A 14,345-nucleotide genomic window follows, 5' to 3' on the forward strand; every position below is an offset into this window, starting at 1 on the left:
CCGGGGCTCCGTCGTGCGGGCGCTACGGGTCAGTCGTCCCCGCGGCCGCCGGAGGGGCCGCCGAAGATACCGCCGTCGTTGCCGCCGTTGCCGCCCTGCTGGCCGCCGAGGGCGACCAGGGTGACCTTGTCGCCCTTCTTGACCTCCTGGCCCTCCTGCGGGTTGCTCTGGAGCACCACGGCGTTGTCGTCGCCGCCGCCCTGCACCTTGTCGAGCTGCAGACCCGCTCCGGCGAGCACCTGCTTGGCCTGGGCGACCGTCATCCCGGTCACCTTCGGCATGGCGAACTTCTGCTCTTCCTTGGCCTTGCCGATCTGGATCGTCACCGGCGAGTTCTTGGCGAGCTGGGTGCCCTGCTGGGGATCGGTGCCGATGACCTTGCCGACCAGAGCCGGGTTGTCCGTCTCCACGTCGACGCAGTTGCCGACGAGTTCGTTGCCGGTCATCTGCGCCTTGGCCTCGTCACAGGTCCTGTTGGTGACGTCGGGCACGGTCGCCTTGTCCGCCTCCTTGGCGACGGTGAGGGTGATCGTGCTGCCCTTCTCCTGCTCCGTGTCGCCGTCGGGGTCCTGTCCGATGACCACACCCGGGGTCTGGTCGGACACCTCGTTCTTCTGCTCGACGGTGAAGCCCTTGTCCTCGAGCTGGGACTTGGCCTTCTCGTAGGTGAGGCCCTGCACGTCGGGGACCGTCACCTTCGGCGCGCCGGTGGAGACCGTCAGGTTGACGGTGGACTCCTTGTCGACCTCGGTGCCGGCCTTCGGATCCTGGTCGCAGATCTTGCCCTTGCTCTGGTCCTCGCAGGGCTTCTCCACGAAGCTGAGTTTCAGGTCGCCGTTCACGGCCAGCTTCTCGGCGTTCGCTTTCGTCTCACCGACGAAGTTCGGGGCCGCGACCTTGTCGTTGCCCACGCCGCCGCTGCCGCTGATCGCCCAGCGGCCGATCAGGATCGCCCCGATGAGGACCAGGACACCCGCCACGACCAGCAATATCGTCGAGGTGTTGTTCTTCTTCGGCTGGCGGCGGCGGCCCTGGCGGTCGTCGTAGCCGAAGCCGCCGTCGTCGGGGTTCATGGGCGGCAGCATCGAGGTGGCCGCCCCGGCGCCGGCGTCCGAGCGCAGTGCCGTCGTCGGCTGGTCGTCGCCGTAGCCGCCGTAGCCGACCGCGCCCAGGGCGGCGGTCGCCGCGACGGGCTGGCCGTCGAGGCAGGCCTCGATGTCGGCGCGCATCTCGTCGGCCGACTGGTACCGGTAGTCGGGGTCCTTGACCAGCGCCTTCAGCACGATCGCGTCCATCTCGGGCGTGATCTCGGGGTCGAAGACGCTCGGCGGCTGCGGCTCCTCCCGTACGTGCTGGTAGGCGACCGCGACCGGGGAGTCGCCCACGAAGGGCGGCCGGACGGTCAGCAGCTCGTACAGCAGACAGCCGGTGGAGTACAGGTCGGAGCGCGCGTCGACCTGCTCGCCCTTGGCCTGCTCGGGCGAGAGGTACTGCGCGGTGCCGATCACGGCCGCGGTCTGGGTCATCGTCATGCCGGAGTCGCCCATCGCGCGGGCGATGCCGAAGTCCATGACCTTGACCTGGCCGTTGCGCGTCAGCATGACGTTGGCCGGCTTGATGTCCCGGTGGACGATGCCGGCCCGGTGGGAGTACTCCAGGGCCTGGAGGATGCCGATGGTCATCTCCAGCGTCCGCTCCGGCAGCAGCTTGCGGCCGCTGTGCAGGAGCTCGCGGAGCGTGGAGCCGTCGACGTACTCCATGACGATGTACGGGATCGACACGTTGTCGATGTAGTCCTCGCCCGTGTCGTAGACCGCCACGATCGCGGGATGGTTGAGCGAGGCGGCCGACTGGGCCTCACGGCGGAACCGGGCCTGGAAGGACGGGTCGCGCGCGAGGTCCGCGCGCAGCGTCTTCACCGCCACCTGGCGCCCGAGCCTGGTGTCATGCGCGTGATAAACCTCCGCCATGCCACCACGGCCGAGCACCGGGCCCAGCTCGTACCGGCCGCCGAGGCGACGCGGCTCTTCCATAGCTACCTACCAGCCCTCTCCGTCGGTCCCGGGCGGCACACGTGTGCCGCCGGAGGCTGCCGTCCGGGCCTACCGTACCCGGCTCGCTTTGTGTGACCTGGCCAAGTACGTCAGCCGATACCGGACCGGTACCGCAACGTGCACCGATGTGAAGCGGACGTGACGGGGGTCACTGCTTGCCCTTGACGACCGCCTCCATCACGCTCTTGGCGATCGGTGCGGCGAGGCCACCGCCGGAGATGTCGTCGCGCACGGCGTTCTCGTCCTCGATCACCACGGCCACGGCTACCGGCGAACCGCCGTCGCCGCTCTTGGCGTAGGAGATGAACCATGCGTAGGGGTTCTCGCTGTTGTTCTCACCGTGCTGGGCGGTACCGGTCTTGCCACCGACGGTGACGCCGGGGATCCGGGCGTTGGTTCCCGTGCCCTCGTTGACGACCGTCTCCATCATCGACTGGAGGATCTGCGCGTTCTTCGCCGACAGCGGCTTGCTCATCTCCTCCGGGTCCGTCTTCTCGATGGTGTCGAGGCCGGGGGACTGGAGCTCGTCGACCATGTACGGCTTCATCAGCGTGCCGTTGTTGGCGACGGCCGCGGAGACCATCGCCATCTGCAGCGGGGTGGCGGCGGTGTTGAACTGGCCGATGGAGGACAGGGCGACCTCGGAGGGGGCCATGTCCTCGGAGAACACCGAGGCGCTGGAGCGGATCGGGGTGAACTGCTCCTCGGTGAAGCCGAACTTCTTGGCCGTCTCGAGCATCTTGTCGTTGCCGAGGTCGGAGCCGACCTTGCCGAAGACGGTGTTGCAGGACACCCGCAGCGCCTCGCGCAGCGTGGCGTCCTCGCAGGGGATGTTGCCCTCGTTCTTCAGCTCGGTCGTGGTGCCGGGCATGGTCCACGGCAGCGGGGTGTCGGTCTTCTGCTCCGCGTCGTCGTACAGCCCGTTCTCCAGGGCGGCGGCCGCGGTGACCACCTTGAAGGTGGATCCGGGCGGGTAGACCTCGCGCAGCGCCCGGTTGAGCATCGGGTCGTCCGGGTTGTTCTTCTTCTGCAGCTTCTCCCACGCCTTGCTGTCCGAGTCGAGGCTGTTGCCGGCGATCGTGGACGGGTCGTAGGAGGGGTAGGAGGCCAGCGCGAGGATCTTGCCGGTGGAGGGCTCGAGCGCGACCACGGAGCCCTTGGCGCCCTGCTTCTTCAGGCCCTCGTAGGCGGCCTTCTGGGCGGCGGTGCTCAGCGTCGTGACGACGTTGCCGCCTTCCTTGTTCTTGCCCGTGAGCATGTCGAGCGTGTTGCGGAAGAAGAGGCGGTCGTCGTTGCCGGTGAGGATGCCGTCCTCGATGGACTCCAGCTGGTTGGCGCCGAAGGCCTGGGAGACGAAGCCGGTGACGGGCGCCCACATGGCGCCGTCCTTGTAGGTGCGCTTGTACTTGAAGTCGCCCTTGGTGGCGGTGTGCCCGGTGATGGGCTCGCCGTCGACGATGATGTCACCGCGCGGCGAGGCGTACCGCTCGATGGCGACGCGGCGGTTCTCCTCGTCGGTCCTCAGCTTGTCCGCCTGGGCGTACTGGATCCAGTTGTTGCGGACGAGCAGGGCGAGCATCAGCAGGCCGCAGAAGATCGCGACCCGGCGCAGGGGCTTGTTCACGGGCGGACCACCTGGGTCATCTCGGCGTCGGGGTTGGCGGCGGGCGCGGGCGCCGGGCGGCGGGCGGTGTCGCTGATTCTCAGCAGGATGCCGATCAGCGCCCAGTTGGCGATGACGGAGGAACCGCCGTACGCCAGGAAGGGCATCGTCATACCGGTCAGCGGGATCAGGCCCATGACGCCGCCGGCCACGACGAACACCTGGAGCGCGAAGGCGCCGGACAGGCCGATGGCGAGCAGCTTGCCGAACGGGTCGCGGGCGGCGAGGGAGGTGCGCACGCCGCGTTCTACGATCAGGGCGTAGAGCAGGATCAGCGCCATGACGCCGGCCAGGCCGATCTCCTCGCCGAAGGTGGCGAGGATGAAGTCGGAGTTGGCGGCGAAGCCGATGAGGTCGGAGTTGCCCTGGCCCCAGCCGGTGCCGAGGGTGCCGCCGGATCCGAAGGCCCACAGCGCCTGCATGGCCTGCTCGGAGTGGACGATGCCGTCCTGGACCCCGGCGCGGCTGAGTTCGAACTCGTGCATCGGGTCGAGCCAGGCCTGCACACGCGTCTGGATGTGCGGCTCGAAGCTGGCCACGCCGACCGCGCCGACCGCGGACATCAGCAGACCGAACACGATCCAGCTGGTCCGCTCGGTGGCGACGTACAGCATGATCACGAACATGCCGAAGAACAGCAGCGAGGTTCCGAGGTCGGTCTCGAAGACCAGGATCAGGATGGAGATGATCCAGACGACGATGATCGGGCCCAGGTCGCGGCCGCGGGGCAGGTAGAGCCCCATGAAGCGGCGGCTGGCTAGGGCCAGGGCGTCCCGCTTGACCATGAGGTAGCCGGCGAAGAAGACCGCGAGGACGATCTTGGCGAACTCGCCGGGCTGGAGGGTGCCGAGACCGGGGATCTTGATCCAGATCTTGGCGCCGAAGACGTTGTGGCCGAGGCCCGGGACCAGCGGCAGGAGCAGCAGGACCAGCGCGCCGGCCATGGAGATGTAGGTGTAGCGCTGCAGGGCGCGGTGGTCCTTGAGGAAGAACAGCACGGCCACGAACAGGGCGACGCCGAGCGCGGAGTACATCAGCTGGCGCGGTGCCGCCTCGACGAACGTCCTGCTCGCCTGGAGCCGCTCCGACTGGTCGAGGCGCCAGATGGCGACCAGACCGATGCCGTTCAGCAGCGTGGCCAGGGGCAGCAGCAGCGGGTCCGCGTACGGGGCGAACTTCCGTACGGCGAGATGGCCGACGCCGGCCATCAGGCCGAGGCCGAGGCCGTAGCTCAGCAGTCCGGCGGGCACCTCGTCGTCGAGGGCGAGCCCCACGTTGGCGTAGGCGAAGACCGGGATGACGACGGCGAACACCAGGAGCGCGAGCTCGGTGTTGCGGCGGCTGGGCGCGCCGATCGCGCCGATCGTGGACGTGTGCTGCGTCGACGGGTTCTGAGTACTGCTCATCGTGTGACAGGGCCTCTCACGGCTTGCCTACTGCTTACCGCACAGCGAGACGACCTTCTGCTCTTCCTCCGAGAGGCTGGGGCCGGGGCTGGGAGTAGGTGCGGTCGTGGACGGGGACGTGGACTCCTCCGGGGCCTTCGGCGAGCCCGAGGGGTTCGGCGTCGGCGAGGCCTTGGACGTGAAGGAGGCGGGGGTGGTTCCCGTGGTGCCTCCGGCCTCGCCCTCGCCGGTCTTCGCGTTCTTCTCGCTCTGGGCGGCGCGCCGCTCGGCCTGCTTCTTGCACGCGGAGGCCTGGACCGACAGTTCCTCGATCTTCTCGCGCGCGCCGTAGAGGTCGCCCTCGACGATGGTCGCCTCGACCAGCTTCTGCTGGTAGGGCGGCAGGTACTTGAGTTCGATCTCGGGGTGGTCCTTCTCGACCTCCGAGAGCGAGACCCAGGCCAGGTCCTGGTTGATGCCCCGGTACAGCGCGACGTGCTCGTCGTTGATGCCGACGTAGTACTGGTTCTGGGTCCAGCGCCAGCCGCCGTACAGGCCGCCGCCGATGACGGCGAGCGCGAGCAGGCCGTACACGGACCTCTTGAGCCACCTGCGGTTCTTGCCGGGCTTGACGAAGTCGTCGTCGCCGTAGCCGAAGCCGTCGGTGGGGATGAAGCCGGTGACGTCGCCGCTGCCGGGCGGGCCGAACTCGCCGCCGCCCTCGCCGCGCCTGCGGCCGAGCCCGGAGGCGCGGCCCGCCGGGGTCTGCATGATGCCGTTGTCGTGGAGCTGGTTCTGGTTCTCGGCGACGGCGCCGACCACCACGGGGGTGTCGGACAGCTGCCCGGCGAGGGTGTCACCGGTGTCGAGGTCCAGGACGTCGGCGACGATCACGGTGATGTTGTCGGGCCCGCCGCCGCGCAGCGCCAGCTCGATCAGGTTCTGGACGGTCTCCTCGGGGCCCTGGTAGCTGGCCAGGGCCTCTTCGAGGGTCTGGTGGGAGACCACGCCGGACAGGCCGTCGGAGCAGATCAGGTAGCGGTCGCCGGCCCGGACCTCGCGGATGGACAGGTCGGGTTCGACGTGTTCGCCGCTGCCGAGGGCCCGCATCAGCAGGGACCGCTGCGGGTGGGTGGTGGCCTCCTCCTCGGTGATCCGGCCCTCGTCGACCAGACGCTGCACCCAGGTGTGGTCCTGGGTGATCTGGGTGAGGACGCCGTCCCGCAGGAGGTAGGCGCGGGAGTCGCCGACGTGCACCATGCCGAGGCGCTGACCGGTCCACAGCAGGGCGGTCAGGGTGGTGCCCATGCCCTCGAGCTGGGGGTCCTCCTCGACCATCATGCGCAGCTGGTCGTTGGCCCGCTGGACGGCCTGGCCGAGCGAGGTCAGCAGGTCGGAGCCGGGGACGTCGTCGTCGAGCGCGACGATGGTGGAGATCGCCTCGGAGGAGGCGACCTCACCGGCGGCGGCGCCGCCCATGCCGTCGGCGATGGCGAGCAGGCGGGGACCGGCGTAACCGGAGTCCTCGTTGCCCTCCCGGATCATGCCCTTGTGCGATCCGGCGGCGAAGCGCAGGGACAGACTCATGCGCACCTCGCCCGTCGGCTCCGGGTACGCCCGGTCGTGTCGAGCCACACTGCCCACCCTCCGGTCGGGAGCGCGCCGGGCCCCTGGACGGGGACCCCCACTGCGTGCTCGCTCCGCTCGCGCTCATTCATGACGTGGCACTACTTCCGCAGCTCGATGACGGTCTTGCCGATGCGGATCGGCGCGCCCAGCGAGATCGGCGTGGGGGTCGTCAGCCGGGTCCGGTCCAGGTAGGTGCCGTTGGTGGAGCCCAGGTCCTCGACGATCCACTGGCCGTCGCGGTCCGGGTAGATCCTGGCATGGCGGCTGGAGGCGTAGTCGTCGTCCAGCACGATCGTGCTGTCGTGCGCCCGGCCCAGGGTGATGGTCTGGCCCTGGAGGGCGACGGTGGTGCCGGTGAGGGTGCCCTCGGACACGACCAGCTTGGTGGGGGTGTTGCGGCCGCGGCGTCCGCCGCCGGACTGCTGGCGCTGCTGCGGAGGCGCCTGCCGGGCGGCGGCCTGCTGCTGGCGGCCTGCCTCCCGCCGGGATCCGCGCTGGGTGACACGAGTGCCGAAAAGGTCACTCCGGATGACCTGCACGGCCACGATCACGAACAGCCACAGTACGGCCAGGAACCCCAGCCGCATGACCGTGAGGGTCAGCTCTGACATTGCCCCCGCTTCACCCTTCGGCTTGCCTATAGATAACGGTGGTGCTGCCCACGACGATCCGCGAGCCGTCGCGGAGCGTAGCGCGGGTGGTGTGCTGCCCGTCCACCACGATGCCGTTGGTGGACCCGAGATCCTGGATCGTCGAGGGCGTTCCGGTCCGGATCTCGCAGTGCCGGCGGGACACGCCGGGGTCGTCGATCCGCACGTCGGCTTCGGTGCTGCGGCCCATCACGAGGGTGGCGCGGGAGATCTGGTGGCGGGCGCCGTTGATCTCGACCCAGTAGCGGGTGCGTCCACCGGGCGCGGCGGCCGGGGGCTGCTGGCCGCCGGCGGGCCCCGGGTAGCCGTAACCGCCGCCGGGCCTGCCGCCGGGGGGCGGCGCGGACGGCATCGGCGGCGCGGCCGCGGGGCCGGCCTGCGGGTAGCCGTAGCCGCCGGGGCGGCCGGCCGGCGGGGCGGCCGCTCCGCCGGGAGCGCCCGGGGCGCCGGGGGACTGGCTGGCGGAGGACGCGAGCGTGCGGCTGCGCACCCGGTACAGCCCGGTGTCGAGGTCCTCGGCCTTCTCCAGGTGCACCTTGATCGGGCCCATGAAGGTGTAGCGCTGCTGCTTGGCGTAGTCGCGCACCATGCCGGCGAGCTCGTCGCCGAGCTGGCCGGAGTACGGGCTGAGCCGCTCGAAGTCGGGGGTGCTCAGTTCGACGATGAAGTCGTTGGGCACGACGGTGCGGTCGCGGTTCCAGATGGTGGCGTTGTTGTCGCACTCACGCTGGAGCGCTCCCGCGATCTCCACGGGCTGCACCTCGGACTTGAACACCTTGGCGAAGGTGCCGTTGACCAGACCTTCGAGACGCTGCTCGAACTTCTTCAGGACTCCCATGGGGCACCTCCTCCGTCGCCACTGTCCTGTGTTCTGCCCGGTGCACGGTTTCGTGCACCGCCTACCTGGTACTGCTTACTGATCGTATCCACGCGTCGGTCGATCGGCTGGTTCCCCCTGTCCGCCCGGTCGACGGGTGTCGACGCCTGACGAAGTTCCCTCCGGGGGCCCTCTTCGAACTCCTTCGGCGAACTCCTTCGGCCGTGCTGGTGCGCGTCGTTCTGCCATGGATCGTAGAGGGGGCCGAAGACCAGTGTCCCGCACCCGGCTGTGGACTCCGTCCTGCTCCTGGGGAGACGGGGACTACCGGTACGAGGTTGATACGTGAGGCGGTCATGGCCGCGACATGAGCGGCCGGGCCGGGAGGCGGTGCGGGGCCCCGCGGACGGCCGGGGTTGGCCGGGCCGGCCGCGGGGAAAGGGATGTGAATCCACCCCGGCCAGCGTGCTAATGTTCTGGGTGTCGGAAGGCGCAGGGCCCCCAGGGGCAGGGCCGGAAGACACACCCAATGCGCGGGTGGCGGAATAGGCAGACGCGCTGGATTCAGGTTCCAGTGCCCGCAAGGGCGTGGGGGTTCAACTCCCCCCTCGCGCACATCGAGAAACCGACGAAACGGGTCTCGGTCAGACGAAAGTCTCGACCGGGGCCCGTTTCTCGTCGTACGGCCGGTTGTGAGCCATCACACAGCTCCCGGTCGGGCGTCGCCCAGGGCCCCGCAGTGATCTATTTCACGGCGGGGCCTTCTTCGTGACGTGAGCATCGCCGGCTGTGTCGGGCCGGCCCGTCACTCCCTCCGTCCCGCGGTCGCGGCGGCCCTTGGCGCGTGTGAGGCGCGTCACTCCTGGATACCCCCGGGGGCATAAACCCGATCTTGTTACGGTTGGGCTCAGGCATACCCCCCAGGGTATTTCCGAACAGCCTCCATCCCCGAGGAGAAGCGATGATCACCGTCCTGCCCGTCGAGACCCCCGGCCTCGGTGACCGCACCTATCTCGCCCACGACGGTTCCGTGGCCCTGGTGGTCGACCCCCAGCGCGACCACGACCGCGTCACCGCGCTCGCCGACGCCGCCGGGGTGCGGATCACCCACGTCTTCGAGACCCACATCCACAACGACTACGTCACCGGCGGCCTGGCCCTGGCCCGTGAGGCGGGCGCGCGGTACCTGGTGAACGCCGACGACGAGGTCGCGTACGAGCGGGTCCCGGTCCGCGACGGCCAGGTGATCGAGGTCGGCGACACCATGCGGGTACGGGTGATCCACACCCCGGGCCACACCCACACCCACCTGTCCTACGCCCTGGAGGCCGACGGGGAGCAGGTCGCGGTGTTCACCGGGGGCTCCCTGCTGTACGGCACCACCGGACGGCCGGACCTGCTGGGGCCGGACCACACCGACACGCTGGTGCGGGCCCAGTGGCGCTCCGCGCGACGGCTGGCCGAGGAACTGCCGGACGAAACGGCCGTCTACCCCACCCACGGGTTCGGCTCCTTCTGCTCCGCGACCCAGGCCACCGGCCTGTCCAGCACCATCGGCGAGGAGAAGCGGACCAACACCGCGCTGACCGCCGGCGAGGAGGCCTACGTCGAGCAGCTGCTGGCGGGCCTGGACGCCTTCCCGGCCTACTACGCCCACATGGGCCCGGCCAACGCCGGCGGGCCCGGCGCGCCGGACCTGTCGGCGCCGTCCGTGGCGGACCCCGCGGAGCTGCGGCGCCGGATCGAGGCCGGTGAGTGGGTGGTCGACCTGCGCGACCGCACCGCCTTCGCGGCCGGGCACCTGGCGGGCAGCCTCAACTTCGGCCTGGACGGCCAGTTCGTCACCTACCTCGGCTGGCTGATCCCGTGGGGCACCCCGGTGACGCTGCTCGGCGAGAGTGCCGAGGACGTGGCCGAGGCCCAGCGCGAGCTGGTCCGCATCGGCATCGACCGCCCGGCCGCCATGGCCACCGGCGGCCCCGGCGACTGGGCCGGCGGCGAGCCCCTGGCCTCCTACGAGCGCGCCACCTTCGGCGACCTGAAGGCCGCCCTCGGCGACGACGACCTCGTCGTCCTCGACGTACGCCGCGACCAGGAGCGCGCCGAGGCGCACATCCCGGGCTCGGCGCACATCCCCATTCACGAGGTGCCGGGCCGCCTCGACGAGATCCCCGCGGGCCGGGTCTGGGTGCACTGCGCCGGCGGCTACCGCGCCGGGATCGTCGCCGCGCTGCTCCACGCCCGCGGCCGTGACGTCGTCGCCGTCGACGACAGCTTCGACAACGCCCTCGGCCTGGGGCTGTGCCCCGCCGCCCCCGCCGCCCGTTCCTGAACCCCGACAACCGACAGGAGATCAACGCGTGACCACCCCCACCACCCCCCGGGGCCTGACCATCGACGAACTGCGCGCCCGGCTCGACTCCGCGAGCCCGCCCCGGCTGCTCGACGTCCGGTCCCCCGCCGAGTTCGAGGGAGCGCACATCCCCGGCTCCTACAACGTCCCCCTGAACACCCTGCGCGAGCACCGCGCGGAGCTGACGAAGCACCTGGACACCGACGTGGTGCTGGTGTGCCGCTCCGGCCAGCGCGCGGGCCAGGCCGAACGCGCGCTCGCCGAGGCCGGACTGCCCGGTCTGGCGGTCCTGTCGGGCGGCATGACCGCCTGGGAGAAGTCCGGTGCCCCGACGAACTACGGCCAGGAGCGCTGGGACATGGAACGCCAGGTCCGCCTGGTCGCCGGCTCCCTGGTGCTGGTCGGCGCCGTCGGCAGCTTCTTCGTCCCCGGCCTTCAGGCGCTGTCCGCGTTCGTCGGCGGCGGACTGGCCTTCGCCGCGATCAGCAACACCTGCGCCATGGGCGTGATGCTCTCGAAGATGCCGTGGAACCGCACCCCGTCCTTCGACCCGCGCAAGGCCGTCGCCCAACTCGCCGACGGCAGGTGAGCACCATGACGCTGACGCTCGTCCTGGTCCTCGCGCTGCTGGTGGGCCTCTCCCTCGGTCTGCTCGGGGGAGGCGGGTCGATCCTGACCGTGCCGCTGCTGGTCTACGTCGCGGGCATGGACGCCAAGGAGGCCATCGCCACCTCCCTGTTCGTCGTCGGCGTCACCTCCGCCGTGGGCATGATCAACCATGCCCGCGGCGGGCGGGTCCGCTGGCGCACCGGCGTCCTGTTCGGCGCCGCCGGCATGGCGGGCGCCTACACCGGCGGGCTCGTCGGCGGCCACATCCCCGACGCCGTGCTGCTGGTCGCCTTCGCGGTCATGATGATCGTCACCGCCGCCGCGATGCTCCGGGGCCGCCGTAACCCCGACCCCGACCGGGCCCACCGGCAGCTTCCGGTGGGACGGGTGCTGCTGGACGGCGCGGCCGTCGGCCTGGCCACCGGCCTGGTCGGCGCGGGCGGCGGCTTCCTCGTGGTCCCCGCGCTGGCGCTGCTGGGCGGACTGTCCATGCCGGTGGCCATCGGCACCTCGCTGCTGGTCATCGCGATGAAGTCGGCGGCCGGCTTCGCCGGCTACCTCTCCAGCGTCCAGATCGACTGGGGCCTGACCCTGGCCGTCACCGCGTTCGCGGTCGTCGGCAGCCTCGCCGGCGCGCGGCTGGCCGGGCGCGTCCCCGCGGACGTCCTCTCCCGGCTGTTCGCCTGGTTCGTCCTGGCCATGGGCACCTTCGTCCTGGTCCAGCAGACACCCGCCCACATCGCCGTCCCGGTCCTCGCCGCCCTCGCGGCGCTGGGCGCCGGAGCGGGCGTCTGCTACGGCCTCGTCGCCCGCTGCCCGCTGCGACGCGCCGTCCACAGGACCTAGCGTCCCCCGCCCTCGCCGCCGCCCCGGTGCGCCGTCCCCCGGCCCACCGGGGCGGCGGCGTGCTGGGCGGAATGTCCCGCTGGGTCCTGGTGTTATGTACCCCAGGGGGTATCAACAACCCCTCGCCCCGGCCAACCGGAAGGAACCCTCCCATGAGCACCGTGGATCTCACCGCCGCCGACTTCGAGAACACCGTCACCGGCAACGACATCGTCCTCGTCGACTTCTGGGCCTCCTGGTGCGGACCGTGCCGGACGTTCGCCCCCGTCTACGAGAAGGCCTCCCGGACCCACTCCGACATCGTCTTCGGCAAGGTCGACACCGAGGCCGAGCAGAGCCTGGCCGCCGCGGCGGACATCACCTCGATCCCCACCCTGATGGCCTTCCGTGAGGGCGTCCTGGTCTTCTCCCAGCCCGGAGCCCTGCCGCCCCAGGCCCTGGACCAGCTGATCACCGCCGTCCGCGGGCTCGACATGGACGAGGTCCGCGCCTCCCTCGCCGCCCAGTGACCACGGCCGGCCCCCGGCCGGTCCTTCGAGAGGAACACCCCATGGTCCAGCTCCCCGCCGACCGGGTGCGGTCGGCCGCCAACAGGCTCAAGCGTGCCCAGGGCCAGCTCGCCGGCGTCGTGCGCATGCTGGAGGAGGGGCGCGACTGCGAGGACGTCGTCACCCAGCTCGCCGCGGTCAACCGCGCGCTGGACCGGGCCGGCTTCGCCATCGTCGCCAGCGGCCTCGAACAGTGCCTGACCGGGGAGGGCGGCGCCGACAGCCTCGACACCAAGAAGATGGAGCGGCTCTTCCTCTCCCTCTCCTGAGGCGCCCCGCCCCGGGCCGTCAGGAGGGGGACAGGGCGTTCAGGGCGGCGTCCAGGCGGGCGGTGGCCTCCTCGGCCACGGGCTGCAGGGCGTCGAGACCGGTGAGGGTCACCATGGTGCCCGGGTCGAGGGCCTGGACGACCGTGTGGCCGCCCTCGCGGCGGACGACGACGTTGCACGGCAGCAGCAGCCCGATGGAGCGGTCGGCCTCCAGGGCGCGGTGGGCCAGCGGCGGGTTGCAGGCGCCCAGGATCAGGTAGTCCTCCATGTCATGGCCGAGCTTGGTCTTCAGGGTGGCCGTCACGTCGATCTCCGTGAGGACGCCGAAGCCCTGGTCCGCCAGGGCCTGCCGGACGGCGGTGACGGCGGCTGCGAAGTCGGCGGTGGCCAGACGGACGGTGCGGTCGTAGGACACGGTGCGCGGCTCCTTCCGTGCGGAGAGCCCGGTTTCCCGGCGTCCGGCCGGGTACCCGCCGCGCCGGACGCGATGCCGGGCCGGGGCCCCGCCGCGGCCTCGCCATTCGTCGGAGCCCCGGACGCGGTGACGGGGTGGGACGGTGCTCAGGCCAGCGACAGGAACAGCTTCTCCAGGCGGGCGCGCATCCGGTCCCGGTCGCCGTCCACCTGTCCGCCCTCGGCCATGCAGTGCTGCAGCCCCGTGGCGATGATCGCGAAACCGGCCCGGTCCAGGGCCCGGGAGACCGCGGCGAGCTGCGTGATCACGTCCTCGCAGTCGCGCCCCTCCTCGATCATCCTGATGATCCCCGCGATCTGGCCCTGCGCCCGGCGCAGCCGGTTGAGCACGCTCTTCAGCTCCTCGGCCGCCATGTCCAGCTCCACGCATCCTCCTCCATAGATACCCCTTAGGGTATTCTAATCCGTTCCGTTTCGTTCCCTCCCCCGGACGACGAGACGACAAGACCGAGAGACGAAAGGCGACACCCCGCCCCATGAGCACCCCCGCCACCATCGCCCCCGCCCAGGCCGCCGAGCGTCTGGGCGACTACACCGTCATAGACGTGCGCACCCCCGGCGAGTACGCCGCCGGCCACCTGCCCGGCGCCCACAACATCCCGCTGGACCACCTGCACACCGCGCTGCCCGCCCTCAAGACGGCGGCCGCCCGCGGCGAACTGCTGGTGGTGTGCGCCTCCGGCAACCGCTCCGCCACCGCCTGCGCGCAGCTCGCCGACGCCGACATCGCCGCCACCACCCTCACCGGCGGCACCACCGCCTGGTCCGCCGACGGCCACCGCGTCGACCGTGACGAGAACGCCAGGACCGCCTGGCCCATGGAACGCCAGGTCCGGCTCGCCGCCGGCTCCCTCGTCGTGGCCGGTCTCGCACTAGGCACCCGCTACCGGTCCGCGCGCTGGCTGTCCGCCGCCATCGGGGGCGGCCTGGTCTTCTCCGCCGTCACCGACACCTGCGGCATGGCCGCCGCCCTGGCCAGGCTCCCGCACAACCAGCCCCGCACCACCGACCTGGACGCCACCCTGCGAGCCCTCTCCCGGTGACCGCG

General features: G+C 71.0%; 14 protein-coding genes and 1 tRNA gene. 7 read left to right on the top strand and 8 right to left on the bottom strand.

The window, feature by feature from the left end; translation table 11 throughout:
• Positions 1 to 29: 29 nt before the first annotated feature.
• The 6 genes from pknB to CNQ36_RS17710 form a co-directional block, all read right to left on the bottom strand.
• Positions 30 to 2,033, bottom strand: coding sequence for a Stk1 family PASTA domain-containing Ser/Thr kinase (gene pknB, locus CNQ36_RS17680; RefSeq protein WP_121546716.1), 2,004 nt, complete (start codon positions 2,031 to 2,033; stop codon positions 30 to 32).
• A gap of 169 nt (positions 2,034 to 2,202) precedes the next feature.
• Positions 2,203 to 3,678 carry a peptidoglycan D,D-transpeptidase FtsI family protein gene (locus CNQ36_RS17690; RefSeq protein ID WP_121546717.1) on the bottom strand — a complete coding sequence of 492 codons (1,476 nt, stop codon included), beginning with the start codon at positions 3,676 to 3,678 and terminating at the stop codon, positions 2,203 to 2,205.
• Complete coding sequence (locus CNQ36_RS17695) at positions 3,675 to 5,123, bottom strand: FtsW/RodA/SpoVE family cell cycle protein (protein ID WP_121546718.1); 1,449 nt, start codon at positions 5,121 to 5,123, stop codon at positions 3,675 to 3,677. The genes CNQ36_RS17690 and CNQ36_RS17695 overlap by 4 nt, the downstream gene beginning before the upstream one ends.
• 27 nt (positions 5,124 to 5,150) lie before the next feature.
• Positions 5,151 to 6,689 carry a Stp1/IreP family PP2C-type Ser/Thr phosphatase gene (locus CNQ36_RS17700; protein ID WP_121546719.1) on the bottom strand — a complete coding sequence of 513 codons (1,539 nt, stop codon included), beginning with the start codon at positions 6,687 to 6,689 and terminating at the stop codon, positions 5,151 to 5,153.
• Positions 6,690 to 6,829: 140 nt separating this feature from the next.
• Entirely contained in the window at positions 6,830 to 7,342 is a 513-nt protein-coding gene (locus tag CNQ36_RS17705) for an FHA domain-containing protein FhaB/FipA (RefSeq protein ID WP_004929105.1), read from the bottom strand.
• 10 nt (positions 7,343 to 7,352) lie between these two features.
• Entirely contained in the window at positions 7,353 to 8,219 is an 867-nt protein-coding gene (locus tag CNQ36_RS17710; protein WP_121546720.1) for an FhaA domain-containing protein, read from the bottom strand.
• 510 nt (positions 8,220 to 8,729) lie between these two features.
• Between CNQ36_RS17710 and CNQ36_RS17715 the strand changes: the two genes are divergently transcribed.
• The 6 genes from CNQ36_RS17715 (at position 8,730) to CNQ36_RS17740 (ending at position 12,823) form a co-directional block, all read left to right on the top strand.
• Positions 8,730 to 8,813: transfer RNA gene (locus tag CNQ36_RS17715), tRNA-Leu, on the top strand.
• Between the two features lie 346 nt (positions 8,814 to 9,159).
• On the top strand, positions 9,160 to 10,530 hold the full coding sequence (locus tag CNQ36_RS17720; RefSeq protein WP_121546721.1) for an MBL fold metallo-hydrolase: 1,371 nt from the start codon (positions 9,160 to 9,162) through the stop codon (positions 10,528 to 10,530).
• A gap of 28 nt (positions 10,531 to 10,558) precedes the next feature.
• Positions 10,559 to 11,140, top strand: coding sequence for a rhodanese-like domain-containing protein (locus CNQ36_RS17725; RefSeq protein WP_121546722.1), 582 nt, complete (start codon positions 10,559 to 10,561; stop codon positions 11,138 to 11,140).
• 5 nt (positions 11,141 to 11,145) lie between these two features.
• Positions 11,146 to 12,006 (top strand): sulfite exporter TauE/SafE family protein, encoded by an 861-nt coding sequence (locus CNQ36_RS17730; protein ID WP_121546723.1) that lies wholly within the window; start codon positions 11,146 to 11,148, stop codon positions 12,004 to 12,006.
• Positions 12,007 to 12,158: 152 nt separating this feature from the next.
• On the top strand, positions 12,159 to 12,515 hold the full coding sequence (trxA, locus tag CNQ36_RS17735; protein WP_121546724.1) for a thioredoxin: 357 nt from the start codon (positions 12,159 to 12,161) through the stop codon (positions 12,513 to 12,515).
• Positions 12,516 to 12,556: 41 nt separating this feature from the next.
• Positions 12,557 to 12,823: a metal-sensitive transcriptional regulator gene (locus CNQ36_RS17740; RefSeq protein WP_004929084.1), complete on the top strand. Its 267-nt coding sequence runs from the start codon at positions 12,557 to 12,559 to the stop codon at positions 12,821 to 12,823.
• Positions 12,824 to 12,842: 19 nt separating this feature from the next.
• On the opposite strand, the gene CNQ36_RS17745 is transcribed toward CNQ36_RS17740, so the two are convergent.
• Both CNQ36_RS17745 and CNQ36_RS17750 read right to left on the bottom strand, forming a co-directional pair.
• Positions 12,843 to 13,238, bottom strand: a complete 396-nt coding sequence (locus CNQ36_RS17745; RefSeq protein ID WP_121546725.1) for a DUF302 domain-containing protein — start codon at positions 13,236 to 13,238, stop codon at positions 12,843 to 12,845.
• A gap of 146 nt (positions 13,239 to 13,384) precedes the next feature.
• Positions 13,385 to 13,663, bottom strand: coding sequence for a metal-sensitive transcriptional regulator (locus CNQ36_RS17750; protein ID WP_004929077.1), 279 nt, complete (start codon positions 13,661 to 13,663; stop codon positions 13,385 to 13,387).
• Between the two features lie 110 nt (positions 13,664 to 13,773).
• Here CNQ36_RS17750 and CNQ36_RS17755 point away from each other — a divergent pair, with 110 nt between their 5' ends.
• Positions 13,774 to 14,340 (top strand): rhodanese-like domain-containing protein, encoded by a 567-nt coding sequence (locus CNQ36_RS17755; protein ID WP_121546726.1) that lies wholly within the window; start codon positions 13,774 to 13,776, stop codon positions 14,338 to 14,340.
• Positions 14,341 to 14,345 lie beyond the last annotated feature (5 nt).

It is taken from the genome of Streptomyces fungicidicus, from assembly GCF_003665435.1.
GTDB lineage: Bacteria > Actinomycetota > Actinomycetes > Streptomycetales > Streptomycetaceae > Streptomyces > Streptomyces fungicidicus.